This is a genomic window from Paracoccus albicereus (assembly GCF_024359525.1).
Taxonomy (GTDB): domain Bacteria; phylum Pseudomonadota; class Alphaproteobacteria; order Rhodobacterales; family Rhodobacteraceae; genus Paracoccus; species Paracoccus albicereus.
Window position 1 is genome coordinate 263081 of the sequence record NZ_JAKZEU010000004.1, and the last position, 14136, is coordinate 277216.

Here is a 14136-nt window from a genome sequence, read left to right on the forward strand (position 1 = left end):
CCGCGTTCAGATCCATTTTTTCCATTTCAGGAACAGGAAGGTCAGCAGCGCCGATCCTGCCATCAGGCCCAGCGACATCGGGTAGCCCCAAGGCTGATCCAGTTCCGGCATGTTGGTGAAGTTCATCCCGTAGATGCTTGCGATCAAGGTCGGCGGCAGGAACAAGGCCGCGACGACGGACAGGATGCGGACCGTCGCGTTCTGTTCCAGATTGATCAGCCCCAAGGTCGCATCCAGCGTCAGACTGACCCGACCCGACAGGAAGTCTGCGTGCAGTTCGACAGACTGGATGTCGCGCAGCTGCGCCTTGACCGCCGCCTTCAGCTTCTGCGCATCGGGATTGTCTTCCAACCGGGCGGTGTAGAAAGCCAGTGCGCGGCTGATCGACACCAGACCGATCCGAACCATAGACATCATGGCCGATTCTCGTCCGATCACGACAAGTGTCTCGCGCATGTCGGGCGTGTCGCCATTGCTGGCAAAGATCACGTCCGAAATCGTCTCGAGCTTGTTCTGTGAACCTTCGAGAAGATCGGCGAGACGGCCCACCACTTCCTCGATCAGGCCGACGAACAGACGGTCCGGGCTTGAACAGCCAAGGATCGCGCGATCGGCCCGTTCGGGAAAAGTCGCGAAGGGTCGCGGCGCGTGGTGGCGCACCGTCAGCAGCCGATCCGGCGCAAGGATGAAGGCGACGGGCATCGCCGCACGCGCACCCCCCGCCGTCTCGCCCGGCAAGACGACGGTCATGTAGTCGGTCGCCCCCTCGTGGTAGATGCGGTTCGACAACTCGATCTCTTCCATGTCGCCCAGCGACGGGATCTCGAATCCCAAAGCCTCGACCTGCCGGATTTCCTCGGCCGTCGGTGCCATCAGGTCGATCCACTCTGCCTGTTCCAGCGCGGAAAGCGGGACAGGCTGCAGGCGATTGCCCTTCTGGATATAGGCGATCAGCACGGCGCCGCCGCCCGCACGAAGACTGCCAGATCGGCGACGTTGGTTCCGGTGGCCCCGATGGTGACCAGCGCGTCTCCCGCCCGCAGCGCCGGTGTGGAATCGTTGCGGCGCAGCGCATCGTCGGGATCGATCCCGGCAGCACGGATTTGCGCCGGCGTGTCCGGGCCGACCAGCCCTCCCGCAGCTTCACCCGGCCCGTCGCGCCCGTCGCTGCCCACACAGGCAAGCCGCCAGTCGCCGTCCAGTCGCCCTTCAGCCAGAAGCGCAAAGCGCAGCGCCAGTTCCTGGTTTCGACCGCCCATCCCGTCGCCAGTCAGTCGCACAGTCGTTTCCCCGCCGAAGGCCAGTGCCCCGCCCGGCGGCACATCGCCGACTGCGTCCAGCATCGCCGCCGCGCAATCGGCCACGTCGCCAGTCAGTGGCATCGCAGCCTCGGTCGCGCCGGCGGCCACCATGGCCGCGACGCTCTGCGCGTTGGAGCCTACCAGAATGGTCTTGGTCGGGGGCAGCGCCCCGCGATCTTCCTCGCGCGACAATGCATCCCGCGCAGCGGATGGCAGATCGTCCCAGATGCCAAGCGCCTTCGCCGCTTCCTTTGCCTCGGCGATGGTCCCGATCGGTGCGACCGTCCCACCCGAGGCGATCACGCGCAGATCGTCGCCGGGCACATCAGAGAGGATCAGGCTGGTGATTGGCGCTTTCGAAAGACGCAGCCAACCGCCGCCCTTCAGCCGCGACAGGGACTGTCGGATCAGGTTCGTGGTCGTGATGTCGGCCCCCGATGCCAGAAGCAGGCGGTTGACCGCCTGCTTGTCTGACAGGTCCAATCCGGCGACAGGCGCGGGCAACATCGCAGAGCCGCCGCCCGAGATCAGCGCGAGCACGCACTCGCCCTGACCGACGCCGGCCAGCATCGTCTCGACCGCCAGTGCGGCCGCCTCGCCGTCAGCGTCCGGAACGGGATGCCCCGCCACCATGATGCGCGCGCCGTCGAGCGGAGCGTCATTCCCGCTGTTTGTCACGATCAGCGTTTCGGCGACGGGAAGGATCTTCAGCGCCGCATGCGACATGGCACGCGCTGCCTTGCCGATCGCGATGATATGCCAATCACCGGCGTCGGTGCCTTCGACAACGGCGGGCAGATGCCGCGCGACACAGTCTTCGGGATCGGCGGCCGCGATCCCCGCTTCAATCATCGCCATGGCGCGTTGTTCCAGATCGTTCATATCATCAAACAAGCCGCAAAGGGCGCAAATGAAAAGGGGGCTCGAAAGCCCCCTTGCCACAAGTCGTATCGATCCAGATCAGTAACGCTCGGAATCGCGCGCGAAATCGTCGATCTGCTTTTCCGCTTCGTCCTTGCTCCAGCCATACTTTTCCTGGAGCTTACCGGCCAGACGCTCACGGTTGCCTTCGACCTTGTCGAACTCGTCGTCGGTCAGATCGCCCCACTTGTCCTGTGCGGCGCCCTTGAGCTGCTTCCACTTGCCTTGAACGATATCCCAGTTCATGTGCAGTCTCCTTTCTGCTATGACAGGATAACGATCAGACGCCGGAAGCGGTTCCCGCGAAGCGCGGGCCGCGAGCGGATTTCAGTTGACCGCGTCGGGCAGTGGCGTGCCCTCGTCCAGCGCGACGATATTGCCCATCGCACGCATGCCCATCGCGCTCCGAACCTCTTCGGCGGCGGTCCCCAGATGCGGCAGCAGACTGACGTTCCAAAGCGCGCGAAGCGCCTCGGGCACGACCGGCTCTCGCTCATAGACATCAAGACCCGCGCCCGCGATCACGCCGGTCTCCAAGGCATGAATCAGGGCAGCCTCGTCCACGACGTCACCCCGCGCAATGTTGATCAGGTGCGATCTGGGGCCAAGGGCCTCCAGTTCCTGCGCGCCGATCAGGCGATGGGTGCCCGCGCCGCCGGGAACCGAGACGACGGCGAAATCGGCCGCCTGCAGCATATCCAGCAGCTCCGGCATCTGGCGCGCCGGCAGGTCAAGCGACGAGACTTTCGAGCGGTTGAAGAACACCACGTCCATGCCGAAACCGTAGTGACAGCGCCGTGCGATCGCCTTGCCGATCCGGCCCATGCCGATAATCCCGACCGTCTTGCCGGTGACGTGGCTGCCCAGCAATTGCGTCGGGTTCCAGCCGCTCCATTCGCCTGCGCGAAGAATATGCTCGCCTTCCGACGCCCGGCGGGCGGTCATCAGAAGCAGTGTCATCGCGATATCTGCCGTCGCATCCGTGACCACACCCGGGGTATTCGTGACCGCGACGCCTGCGTCGCGTGCCGCCTTGACGTCGATATGGTTGTAGCCCGCCCCGAAATTCGCCAGCAGCTTGCACCGGGGCTCGCCGCCCTCGAACGCCGCAGCTGAAAAGGCGTCCCCCAGCGTCGGCATGATGACGTCATACTCGGCCAGCGCCTGACGGGCTTCATCCACGCTCAGCGGCGTGTTGTCGCGGAACGTCGCCTCGAAACGCGATTGCAGAGCCTGCGTCACGGCTTCGGTCATCGGCCGGGTCACCAGTACTTTCATCAATGCATCCTTCCACCATCGGGGACATTCTGATCGGGCCCGACCAGCACCACCTCGCCTTGAGCATCGGGCAGGCCCAGCACCAGAACCTCGGACATGAACGGGCCGATCTGGCGCGGGGCAAAGTTCACGACGCACAGCACCTGACGTCCGACCAGCGTGGCCGGGTCATAATGCCGGGTGATCTGCGCCGAGGACTTGCGCTCACCCAATTCACCCAGATCGATCCACAGCTTGATCGCGGGCTTCTTCGCCTCGGGGAACGGCTCAGCGCGGGTGATCGTGCCCACGCGGACATCGACTTTCTGGAAATCCTCGAAAGGAATGGTCATCGGCCCAGTTCCCGTCCACGCGCAGCGGCTGCGGCGACGGTGCGCCTCATCAGCGGCGGCAGTCCGTTCTCGGCGTTCATCAACTGCTCCAGCCCCGCTGCGGTGGTGCCGCCCGGCGACGTGACGTTGGCACGCAGCACGGCCGGGTCCTCGTCCGCATGGACCGCCAGCGCGCCTGCGCCCGCGACAGTCGCCCGCGCAAGATCCAGCGCCAAGGCCGGTGGCAATCCTTCGGCTTCACCCGCTGCGGCCATCGCCTCGATCATGTGAAAGACGTAAGCCGGGCCGCTGCCCGACAGCGCGGTGACGGCATCCATCTGATCCTCGCCCTCCAGCCGGACGACACGACCGACGGCGGCCATCAGCGTTTCGGCCAGCGCCAGATCGTCGTCGGTTGCCTGCGCATTGCCGACCAGGGCCGAGATCCCCTGCCCGATCGCCGCCGGCGTGTTCGGCATCACACGGACCACGGGCGCGCCCGGAAACGCGGCCTCCAACGCGGCGATCAGCGTCCCGGCCGCGACCGAGACGATCAGCGCTCCATCCAGCTTCGGCATCGCGCCAAGCGCATCGGCCATCATCTGCGGCTTGACCGCGATCACCATCACCGCCGGGTCGTCGGGCAGGGCCGTGTTCAGCCGCAAGCCCCTGCCCTGCCATTCATCCGCAATGTTGGGATCGATCACGGTGACCGCCTCGGGCCCTAGTCCGCGGGCCAGCCAGCCCTTCAGCATCGCGCCGCCCATGCGCCCGCAGCCGACCAAGACCAGGCCGCGCTCGTTCAAGCTCGCGAAATCATTCATGGATCTGCGCCCTCCCCGGCCGGGCGCACGCGCCCTCAGGCTCGTCCGTAGGCCTCGCCCAAAGCGATGTCCAGCGCGGCCTCGGGGGTGGCATTGCCCCAGGCAGCCATCTGGAAGCTGGGGTAGAACCGCTCGCATCCGTCCAGCGCGTTGCCGATCATCGCGTCGATCTGCTCGATCGAGGCGATGGCATCGCCTGCGAGAACCAGACCATAGCGCCAGACCATGAGTTTCTGCGCCGGCCAATAGGTGAAGCCGCCGTCCCAGACCTGATCGTTGGCAAGGTTCAGTGTCTCGTAAAGCTCGGCCATGCGGCCTTCGGGCGGGTCCATGTCGAAGGTGCAGATCAAACGCAGCACCTCTTCGCGCGCAGACCAGGCCAGCGTCAGGGAATAGCTGCGCCATTGCCCCTCGATCACCACGGCGATCTGGTCATCGGCCAGACGATCGAAATCCCAGGCATGGTGATGAGCGACGGATTCGGCGATGTCGATCGGATGAATCTCGTCGCTGGGGATGAAATGGTCGGTCTGAGCCATGGCTCTCTCCTGCGCGCTGCCTCGTTGCCTTGGTGATCGGGTTGCCCCCGATGTCTTGTCTTGACGCTGCCTCTAGACCCGGCGTTGCTCACCGGCCCCTATACAACATCCTGTGGGCTATACCGGCTTATGTAAAGCGAAAACTCCGTGACACTCCGGTGCGTTCCGCGGGTGCCTCAGCGCTGACGAAACTGTTGCAGGACACGCGCAAAGCCGCCATCGACCAGCACGAAGCTCAGCAGGAAGCCGGTCGCGAACCCCGCGATCTCGGCCACCCAGGACAAGCTCGCGTCGCGCGCCACGACCGCGAAGATCAGCTGAAACGCCAGCAATGCGCCGATCAGCGTGAAGGCGCGGAACCGGTTGGCGTTTTCCGCCGCCAGACGGGTCCACAGCAGGAAGGTGAAGCCGCCGACCAATCCATAGACCGCCGGATAGCCGCCGATCAGCAGTTGCGGCCCTGCACCGATCGCACCCGCGACGATGGTATGGACCAGCGCCCCGCCGACGGCCGAGCCGAGATACAGCGCGACGATCGACCAGGGGCGCAGCCGCGTCGCCACCATGTTGCCAAGGGCCAGCGTGAAGACGACGACGAACACCGCCTGAATGGGCGAGCCGTGGATGAACGGATAGGTCAGAAGGCGATAGGCGATGGCAGGCTCGAACTGGCCCGTGGACCACAGATAGGCGATCTGCTGGGGCGCGAAGGCCGCGGCTTGGATCGCGCTTAGCCGCAGACCCACGCCCTCGGCGCCGCCGATCAGGCCAATGCTGCCCAACGCGAACAGCGCCTCGGACGCGATCACCGGCAAGGCCAGCAACCAGACCACGGCGGGCAGGCTGTTGAACGGCGATTCGTGCATGCCTTCACGCATGGCGCGGCCCCAAGGTTGCGTCTGTCCGGGCCAGCGGATAAGCGAAATCGACCGCGTTTCCAAGCAGGCGAGAGATGACCGAGACCCAGACTTCGCGCTTCACCCCGCGCATCTTTTCGGGGATCCAGCCTTCGGGCGGCCTGACGCTGGGCAATTACCTCGGCGCGCTGAAACGGTTCGCCGAACTGCAGGGCGGCGAGGCCGAGACGATCTATTGCATCGTGGACCTGCACGCGATCACCGTCTGGCAGGATCCCGAGGTTCTGCGCGCCCGCATCCGCGAAGCCGCGGCGGCGTTCATGGCCGCGGGCGTGGATCCGGCGCGTTCCGTCCTGTTCAACCAGAGCCAGGTCAGCGCCCATGCCGAACTGGCGTGGCTGTTCAACACGGTCGCGCGCGTCGGCTGGATGTACCGAATGACGCAATTCAAGGACAAGGCGGGCAAGAACAGCGAGAATGCCAGCCTCGGGCTGCTGGCCTATCCGGCGCTGATGGCGGCGGACATTCTGGCCTATCGCGCGACGGCGGTGCCGGTGGGCGAGGACCAGAAGCAGCATCTGGAACTGACCCGCGACATCGCGGCGAAGTTCAACCACGATTACGGCGTCGAGCATTTTCCGATCACGCAGCCGCTGATCGAGGGTGTCGCGACCCGCGTCATGTCCCTGCGCGACGGCAGCAAGAAGATGTCGAAATCCGACCCGTCGGATGCCAGCCGCATCAACCTGACCGATGACGCCGACACGATCGCGCAGAAGATCCGCAAGGCGCGCACCGATGCCGATCCACTGCCCGGCAGCATGGACGGGCTGAAAGACCGGCCAGAGGCGAAGAACCTCGTCAACATCTATGCCGCGCTCAGCGATGAGACGCCCGACCAGATCCTTTCGCGGTTCGAGGGTCAGGGCTTCGGCGCCTTCAAGCCCGCGCTGGCCGAGGTGGCGGTCGCGGCTTTGTCGCCGATCACCGCGAAGATGTCCGAGCTGATGTCGGACCCGGCCGAAATCGACCGCATCCTGGGTGATGGCGCCGACCGGGCCGAAGCCATCGCACGTCCGATCCTGGAAGAAACCAAGGATGTGATGGGGCTTCTCAGCACCCGACGCTGACGCCGGTCTTGCGGCAGGCGCATGATGGCCATGCGCGCGACGCAATTGTCTGGGCGCCCGGGCGGCTTAGGTCGATCGGGTAAGCAGACTAGGACAATGCCATGCCAACGCTTTTCACGCCCCTGACCCTTGGCGCGCTGACGCTGCCGAACCGCGTCGTGATGGCGCCGCTGACCCGCAGCCGCGCCGGCGCCACGCGCGTCCCGAACGCCATGATGGCGGAATATTACGCTCAGCGGGCCGGTGCCGGCCTGATCCTGACCGAGGCGACCAGTGTCATGCCGCAAGGCGTCGGCTATGCCGACACGCCCGGCATCTGGAACGACGATCAGGTCGAGGGCTGGCGCACGATCACCGATGCCGTTCACGCCAACGACGGACGGATCGTCCTTCAACTCTGGCATGTCGGTCGCATCTCCGACCCGATGTTCCTCGATGGCGAAACGCCCGTCGCGCCCAGTGCGCTTCAACCCGAGGGGCATGTCAGCCTCGTTCGGCCCAAGAAAGCCTATGTGACCCCGCGTGCGCTCGAGACGGCGGAAATCCCGGGCATCGTCGCGGCTTATCGGGCGGGTGCAGAACGCGCCAAGGCCGCCGGCTTCGACGGGGTCGAGCTGCACGGCGCCAATGGCTACCTGATCGACCAGTTCCTGCAGGACAGCGTGAACCGGCGTGAGGACCGCTATGGCGGCTCGATCGAAAATCGCGCGCGCCTGCTGATCGAAGTAATCGATGCCCTGATCGAGGTCTGGGGCGCTGACCGCGTCGGGCTGCACCTTGCCCCGCGCGGCGACAGTCACGACATGGGCGACAGCGATCCGCACGCCTTGTTCACCTACGTGGCCCGCGCGATGCGCGACCGCGGCGTCGCCTTCCTGATGCTGCGCGAACATGAAGGCGAAGACAGCCTGCTGCCCGCCATCCGCGAGGCTTTCGGCGGCCCGGTCATCGCAAACGAAGGATTCACCCCCGAAAGCGCCGCCCGCATCGTCGAGGAAGGCCGCGCCGACGCGGTGGGCTTCGGCCGCGACTTCATCGCGACGCCGGACCTTCCCGCCCGCCTGCGCGAGGGCAAGCCGCTGAACGAACAGCACCCCGAGACCTTCTACGGCGGCGGCGCCAAGGGCTACACGGATTACCCGAGCCTCGCGGACGCCGACGCAGCCTGATATTCGGTGGGGCGGCCTGGCGCCGCCCTACCCTCTCATCCCGCGCGACGGCGGCTCAGATGGACGCGCCAGATCGCGTATCCCGTCGCAGCCAACGCGGCGGCTGACAGCAGCCATTTCGAAGCCACCTCCATCGCGCCTTCGATCTGGACCGCGTGAATGATCGTGGACAGGACGATCACCACGGCCAACGCATTATGGACAAGACGCCACCGCGAATAGGCGAGGCTGCGCCGCGCAAGCATCAGCAAGGCCGTGGCGATGGCCGCGGCCGTGGCGATGACCCCGTAGACCGAAAAAGGCGTGGGTGAGGCAAGCGTTAGTGCGTCGAGCGTGTCGTAGGGGCTGGTGATGAAAAGCCCGCCGATATGGACGCCAATGCAGACAAGAATCGCGGCGCCCAACCATCGATGCCAGGCCAGCCGCCGCGTGATCCCCAGCCTGTAGGCCATCAGCGGCTGGATCACCATGATCCCCAGACCGATAATCCCCGCGAACCCGGCGATGATATAGATCGGATCGCGATAGGCCAGATACGGACTGCGCGCCGCCAACGCCACCGCAACGGCGATCAGCGTGAACGCCGCAACGACGATCAGCCTGCGGTCCATGACGTTTCGGGCTCAGACCGGCTGCAGCACGAAATCGGCCGACAGCGACGTGTCAGAAGCGCTTGGCATCACCGGGCGCAGGAAGACGGTTTCGAAGGCGCCGTCGTCATAGGCCAGATGCGCGTGCGGCTGGCCGAAATTTGGCACGATCTGCTCCATCTCCAGACGGAAACTGCCATCGGCGCGGGTCAGGACGCTGCCATGGTTGCGCGGCTCGCGCTCGCCGCCCAGCGTCGTCGCGGCCCAGATCTGGATGCGAACGCCCTCCAGCGGCGCACCGTCGCCGGCGCGACGCACCGTGCCTGACATGACGAAGCCCGACCCCAGCCTGTCCACCAGCGGGGCATTCGGACGATAATTGTTCGACCCGCCACGCATGCTTTCGGTCGGCGGCAGCCCCTGCGCGGCGAGGGCCGGTCCGGAGCCCAAAGCGAGACCAAGGCCCGTCACCCCCGTGGCGAGGATGAAGCTGCGGCGATCGTGGAATGGCAGGCGCATGGCGCGATCTCCTTCTGGCGTGGGAGGCTCAACCTTAACGCAGGTCGCCCCCGATCGCGGGCACAACATCGTGAGCCGCCGGCCCGTACGAAAAAGGGCGCCATTGCGGCGCCCTTTCCCTGATCCTGTCCCGGTCTTCTCAGACGCTGTAATACATCTGGTATTCGATCGGGTGAGGCGTGTGCTCGTAGGCATAGACCTCTTCCCATTTCAGCGCCATGTAGCCTTCCAGCTGGTCGCGGGTGAACACGTCGCCCGCCAGCAGGAAGTCCATGTCCTTCTCCAGCTCTTCCAGCGCTTCGCGCAGGCTGCCGCAGACGGTCGGGATTTCCGCCAGTTCTTCCGGCGGCAGATCGTAGAGGTCCTTGTCCGATGCGGGGCCCGGATCGATCTTGTTCTTGATCCCGTCCAGACCGGCCATCAGCAGCGCCGCAAAGCACAGATACGGGTTGGCCGAGGGATCGGGGAAGCGGGCCTCGACGCGCTTGGCCTTCGGGCTTTCGGTCCACGGAATCCGCACGCAGCCCGACCGGTTGCGGGCCGAATAGGCGCGCAGAACGGGGGCCTCGAAGCCCGGGATCAGGCGCTTGTAGCTGTTGGTCGCGGGGTTGGTCAGCGCGTTCAGCGCCTTGGCGTGCTTCAGGACGCCACCGATGAACCACAGGGCTTCCTGGCTCAGATCGGCATACTTGTCGCCCGCGAACAGCGGCTTGCCGTCCTTCCAGATCGACATGTTGACGTGCATCCCCGAACCGTTGTCGCCCTTCATCGGCTTCGGCATGAAGGTCGCCGACTTGCCGTAGGCGTGGGCCACGTTGTGGATCACGTACTTGTATTTCTGGATGTTGTCGGCCTGTTCGACCATGCCGCCAAAGATCATCCCCAGCTCGTGCTGGCAGGTCGCGACCTCGTGGTGGTGCTTGTCGACCTTGATGCCCATCCGCTTCATCGTGGACAGCATCTCGCCGCGGATGTCCTGCGCCTCATCGACCGGGTTGACCGGGAAATAGCCGCCCTTGTGGCCGGCACGGTGTCCCTGGTTGCCCATCTCGTATTCGGAATCGGTGTTCCAGGCGGCGGCGGCGGCGTCGATCTCGAAACCGACCTTCTGCGGCGTGACCGCATATTTCACGTCGTCGAACAGGAAGAACTCGGCCTCGGGGCCGAAATAGGCCGCATCGCCGATGCCCGAGGACTTCAGATAGGCTTCCGCCTTGACCGCGGTGCCGCGCGGGTCGCGGGCATAGGGCTCGCCCGTGTCGGGCTCGACCACGTTGCAATGCACGCACAGCGTCTTTTCGGCGTAGAACGGGTCGATATAGGCGCTGGCCGGATCGGGGATCAGCTTCATGTCGGACTGATCGATCGACTTCCAGCCGGCGATCGAGCTGCCGTCGAACATGAAGCCTTCCTCGAAGAAGTCCTCGTCGACCTCGTCCACGATCAGCGTGACGTGCTGCAGCTTGCCCTTGGGATCGGTGAAGCGGACGTCGACATATTCGACTTCCTCCGACTTCATCAGGTCCATGACATCCTTGACTTTCATCTCTTCCCTTTCTTCGTAAGAGCGGCCCGGGACCGCAGGGGCCCGGACCTGAAACGTGAAGCGTAACTCTGGCGACGTTTAGACCGCGTCGTCGCCCGTTTCGCCAGTGCGAATGCGGATCGCCTGCTCGACGGGCAGGACGAAGATCTTGCCGTCGCCGATCTTTTCGGTGCGCGCAGCGCCGACGATCGCCTCGATCGCGGCCTCGACCTGATCGTCGGGCAGCACCATCTCGATCTTCACCTTGGGCAGGAAATCGACGATGTATTCGGCGCCGCGGTAAAGTTCCGTGTGCCCCTTCTGGCGACCGAACCCTTTGACCTCGGTGACCGACAGACCCTGAACGCCGACCTCCTGCAAGGCCTCCTTCACATCGTCCAGCTTGAACGGCTTGATGATCGCCTCGATCTTCTTCATCGCGTCTGATCCTTCCTCGCGGCTTGTCTGCAGCCTGATTGGCGGGTTTGGGGACGGTGGACAATGGAAGGCGCCTTGCTGATAAGCATAGAAGCGGTTCGCGCGCAAATTATGACTAACTTTTCGGCTTTCTGCCCGTTTATTATGCAAGCGTGACCCGGGCATTCAGCGCGCATCTCATCATCGACGGTCTGACGGCGACCCGCAACGCGCCACGCGGAATCGCCGGACGGATCTGGTGGCACCCTTGACGGCCCACCCATCTGATCTTCGTTAATCCTCGCCCCGCAAGGGTTGTATTCGAACCCCGCCTTCACGAGGTAGGGGGCACGCTGGAACAGGTTCTGCGCACAATACCTTTGATAAGGTTCGGTTTTCATAAACCTCGCAGGCTTGCCTGGATCCATCGCCACCGTCTGGTCCAAGACCTGAACGGTGGCATCGCAGCGCGGTCCATCGCGACTGCAAACCATTAGTAAAACGGAGCAACACCATGACTCTCATCGATGAGGAAAGGCTTGTCGCGCCACAAGACGATTACCCCACCCGATTGCGCGATGCGGAACACACCATGCCGCGCCGCGACCCTGTGATCTGGTCCGATTGGTCCCCCGATGCACCGATCTCGCGTGCCGAGGCCGATCATTACGACCAGAAAGGCTACCTGATCCGGAACGATCTCTTCACCCCTGAAGAGGTCGAGACCCTGATCGCCGCCTCGACCCGGATCCGCAACAACGCCGCGGGAATCCGCCCCGAGGATCTGGTCACCGAGCCCGGCACAGACGAGGTGCGGACGCTGTTCCGGCTGGACGATCACAGCCCGGTCTTCTCGCGGCTGGCACGCGATGCGCGCCTCGCCGATACGGCACGCTTCCTGCTTGGCGACGAGGTCTACCTGCATCAGAGCCGGCTGAACTACAAACCCGGCTTCACCGGCAAGGAGTTCTACTGGCATTCCGATTTCGAGACCTGGCATGCGAAAGATGGGCTGCCGCGGATGCGCGCCGTCTCGGCCTCGGTCCTCTTGACCGACAATTCCGCGCTGAACGGTCCGCTGATGCTGATCCCCGGATCGCACCGTCAGTTCATCGCCTGTCAGGGCGAGACGCCCGACGACAACCATGAAACCAGCCTGAAGAAGCAGCAGACCGGCGTTCCCTCGACCGACATGCTGGAACGGCTGGTCGCCGAGGCCGGGCTGGATGCGGCGACCGGACCGGCAGGCACGGTGATTTTCTTCGAATGCAACACGCTCCACGCCTCGAACGGGAATGTGACGCCGTTCCCGCGTTCAAACGCGTTCTTCGTCTATAACGCGGTGTCGAACGCGGCGCAGGCGCCTTTCGCGGCGTCGAAGCCTCGACCCGATTTCCTGTCGAACCGAACCGCGACCGAACCGCTTGCCGTTCACCACGATCGGGTCAGAATGGACTGACCGCAGCCCAGAACCGGGCAGAACCAGCCAAGGGAGAACGCCGGTGTCCGGCAACAGCGACGCGGCGACAGACGGGGTCGACCACGCGACCGCCATCGCCGCTCTGACCAAGGGTCAGGGACACAAATACGATCATGGCCATGCGCTGGTGATCGCGGGCGGCGTCGGCCATGGCGGCGCCGCCCGGCTTTCCGCCCGGGCAGCGCTGCGCGTCGGCGCCGGGCTGGTCACGCTCGGCCCGCCGGGATCCTCGCTGATCGAACATGCCGGTCCGCCAGATGCGCTGATGCGACGCGGCGTAGACGACGCGTCCGGAGTGATCGACCTGCTGCGGGATGCGCGCATCGACGCGCTTTGCCTCGGCCCCGGTTGCGGAATAAAGCGTGCGGCCGACCTGCTTCCTGTCGTGCTGGATGCGGGTCTCACCACGCTTCTGGACGCCGACGCCCTCTCGGCCCTGAGCCGGGCGGGTTTCGACGGTCTCCATGAACTTTGCGTCCTGACGCCGCACGAAGGGGAATTCCGCCGCCTCTTCCCTGACCTGGGCGACGGCCTCGCACGAATCGAACAGGACGACCGGATCGCGCGGGTCAGGGACGCTTCACTGCGCACCGGCGCGACGGTTCTGCTGAAAGGTCCGTTGACCATCATCGCCCACCCCGATGGCCGCGTCCGCCGCCATTCCGCCTTCGACGTCCCCTGGCTCGCCGCCGCAGGATCGGGCGACGTTCTGGCGGGGATCATCACCGGCCTTCTCGCCCGCGGCCTGCCGCCACTGGACGCCGCGGCCACAGGCGCGTGGCTTCACGCGGCCGCAGCGCGCCGCTTCGGTCCCGGCCTGATCGCCGACGACCTGCCCGAGCAGATTCCCGCTCTGTTCCGCGATCTTGGCCTCTGAACCCCGTTTCGTTGCGCAATCGCCGCGAGCACCGCGCGTGAGCTGTGTACAGGTTGTGTACAGGCTGTGTACGCCCGGTGTACGGGCTGTGACACGTCGTACGCAGCATTTGCTGGCCCAAACGTACTCACGGGAAATTGCGTGTTGCGAAGCATTGCCGCGCAACGCGCGCTGCCGTTGCGCTGGCCCGATCCGTCTGGAACGCGTGCCAAGAATCCCCTCGCACCCGACTTCGGCCTTTGCTAAGACGGCGCGGAATTTGCGCGGCGGGCCTCCCGGTCCGCCCGTTTGATATTGCGGGTGTGGCGAAATTGGCAGACGCACCAGATTTAGGTTCTGGCGCCGCAAGGCGTGGGGGTTCAAGTCCCTCCACCCGCACCAGATGACGAGATGAAGGG

16 protein-coding genes and 1 tRNA gene are annotated in these 14136 nt (G+C 65.0%); 5 read left to right on the forward strand and 12 right to left on the reverse strand.

The features are described 5' to 3' along the window. Positions 1-6: 6 nt before the first annotated feature. The 8 genes from MLD63_RS12350 to MLD63_RS12385 form a co-directional block, all read right to left on the reverse strand. Positions 7-957 (reverse strand): magnesium transporter CorA family protein, encoded by a 951-nt coding sequence (locus tag MLD63_RS12350; RefSeq protein ID WP_255330212.1) that lies wholly within the window; start codon positions 955-957, stop codon positions 7-9. Beyond that, a complete protein-coding gene (locus MLD63_RS12355) occupies positions 951-2159 on the reverse strand; it encodes a glycerate kinase type-2 family protein (RefSeq protein WP_255330213.1) in 1209 nt (402 codons plus the stop codon). The genes MLD63_RS12350 and MLD63_RS12355 overlap by 7 nt, the downstream gene beginning before the upstream one ends. Positions 2160-2261: 102 nt before the next feature. Next, positions 2262-2468, reverse strand: coding sequence for a CsbD family protein (locus MLD63_RS12360; RefSeq protein ID WP_255330214.1), 207 nt, complete (start codon positions 2466-2468; stop codon positions 2262-2264). A gap of 81 nt (positions 2469-2549) precedes the next feature. Next, on the reverse strand, positions 2550-3500 hold the full coding sequence (locus tag MLD63_RS12365; protein WP_255330215.1) for a 2-hydroxyacid dehydrogenase: 951 nt from the start codon (positions 3498-3500) through the stop codon (positions 2550-2552). Next, entirely contained in the window at positions 3500-3832 is a 333-nt protein-coding gene (locus MLD63_RS12370; protein ID WP_255330216.1) for a tRNA-binding protein, read from the reverse strand. The genes MLD63_RS12365 and MLD63_RS12370 overlap by 1 nt, the downstream gene beginning before the upstream one ends. Further along, positions 3829-4635, reverse strand: coding sequence for a pyrroline-5-carboxylate reductase (gene proC, locus MLD63_RS12375; RefSeq protein ID WP_255330217.1), 807 nt, complete (start codon positions 4633-4635; stop codon positions 3829-3831). Before proC ends, MLD63_RS12370 begins: the two co-directional genes overlap by 4 nt. Before the next feature lie 35 nt (positions 4636-4670). Beyond that, positions 4671-5174, reverse strand: coding sequence for a type III secretion system chaperone family protein (locus MLD63_RS12380; protein ID WP_255330218.1), 504 nt, complete (start codon positions 5172-5174; stop codon positions 4671-4673). Between the two features lie 176 nt (positions 5175-5350). Then, a complete protein-coding gene (locus tag MLD63_RS12385; RefSeq protein WP_255330219.1) occupies positions 5351-6052 on the reverse strand; it encodes a rhomboid family intramembrane serine protease in 702 nt (233 codons plus the stop codon). Positions 6053-6126: 74 nt separating this feature from the next. On the opposite strand from MLD63_RS12385, the gene trpS reads away from it, so the two are divergent. Then, a complete protein-coding gene (trpS, locus tag MLD63_RS12390) occupies positions 6127-7161 on the forward strand; it encodes a tryptophan--tRNA ligase (protein ID WP_255330220.1) in 1035 nt (344 codons plus the stop codon). 101 nt (positions 7162-7262) lie between these two features. Next, positions 7263-8330 (forward strand): alkene reductase, encoded by a 1068-nt coding sequence (locus MLD63_RS12395; RefSeq protein WP_255330221.1) that lies wholly within the window; start codon positions 7263-7265, stop codon positions 8328-8330. Positions 8331-8365: 35 nt separating this feature from the next. On the opposite strand, the gene MLD63_RS12400 is transcribed toward MLD63_RS12395, so the two are convergent. The 4 genes from MLD63_RS12400 to MLD63_RS12415 form a co-directional block, all read right to left on the reverse strand. Then, positions 8366-8941 (reverse strand): ferric reductase-like transmembrane domain-containing protein, encoded by a 576-nt coding sequence (locus MLD63_RS12400; protein ID WP_255330222.1) that lies wholly within the window; start codon positions 8939-8941, stop codon positions 8366-8368. Between the two features lie 12 nt (positions 8942-8953). Then, positions 8954-9439, reverse strand: coding sequence for a peptidase associated/transthyretin-like domain-containing protein (locus MLD63_RS12405; RefSeq protein WP_255330223.1), 486 nt, complete (start codon positions 9437-9439; stop codon positions 8954-8956). Positions 9440-9578: 139 nt separating this feature from the next. Further along, positions 9579-10985, reverse strand: coding sequence for a type I glutamate--ammonia ligase (gene glnA / locus MLD63_RS12410; RefSeq protein WP_255330224.1), 1407 nt, complete (start codon positions 10983-10985; stop codon positions 9579-9581). Between the two features lie 78 nt (positions 10986-11063). Then, entirely contained in the window at positions 11064-11402 is a 339-nt protein-coding gene (locus tag MLD63_RS12415; protein ID WP_255330225.1) for a P-II family nitrogen regulator, read from the reverse strand. Between the two features lie 493 nt (positions 11403-11895). On the opposite strand from MLD63_RS12415, the gene thpD reads away from it, so the two are divergent. From thpD to MLD63_RS12430, 3 genes are all read left to right on the forward strand, one after another. Then, on the forward strand, positions 11896-12840 hold the full coding sequence (gene thpD, locus MLD63_RS12420; RefSeq protein WP_255330226.1) for an ectoine hydroxylase: 945 nt from the start codon (positions 11896-11898) through the stop codon (positions 12838-12840). Positions 12841-12883: 43 nt separating this feature from the next. Beyond that, positions 12884-13738, forward strand: a complete 855-nt coding sequence (locus tag MLD63_RS12425; protein ID WP_255330227.1) for an NAD(P)H-hydrate dehydratase — start codon at positions 12884-12886, stop codon at positions 13736-13738. A 296-nt stretch (positions 13739-14034) separates the two neighbouring features. After that, positions 14035-14119 (forward strand) — tRNA-Leu (locus tag MLD63_RS12430). Positions 14120-14136: the final 17 nt, after the last annotated feature.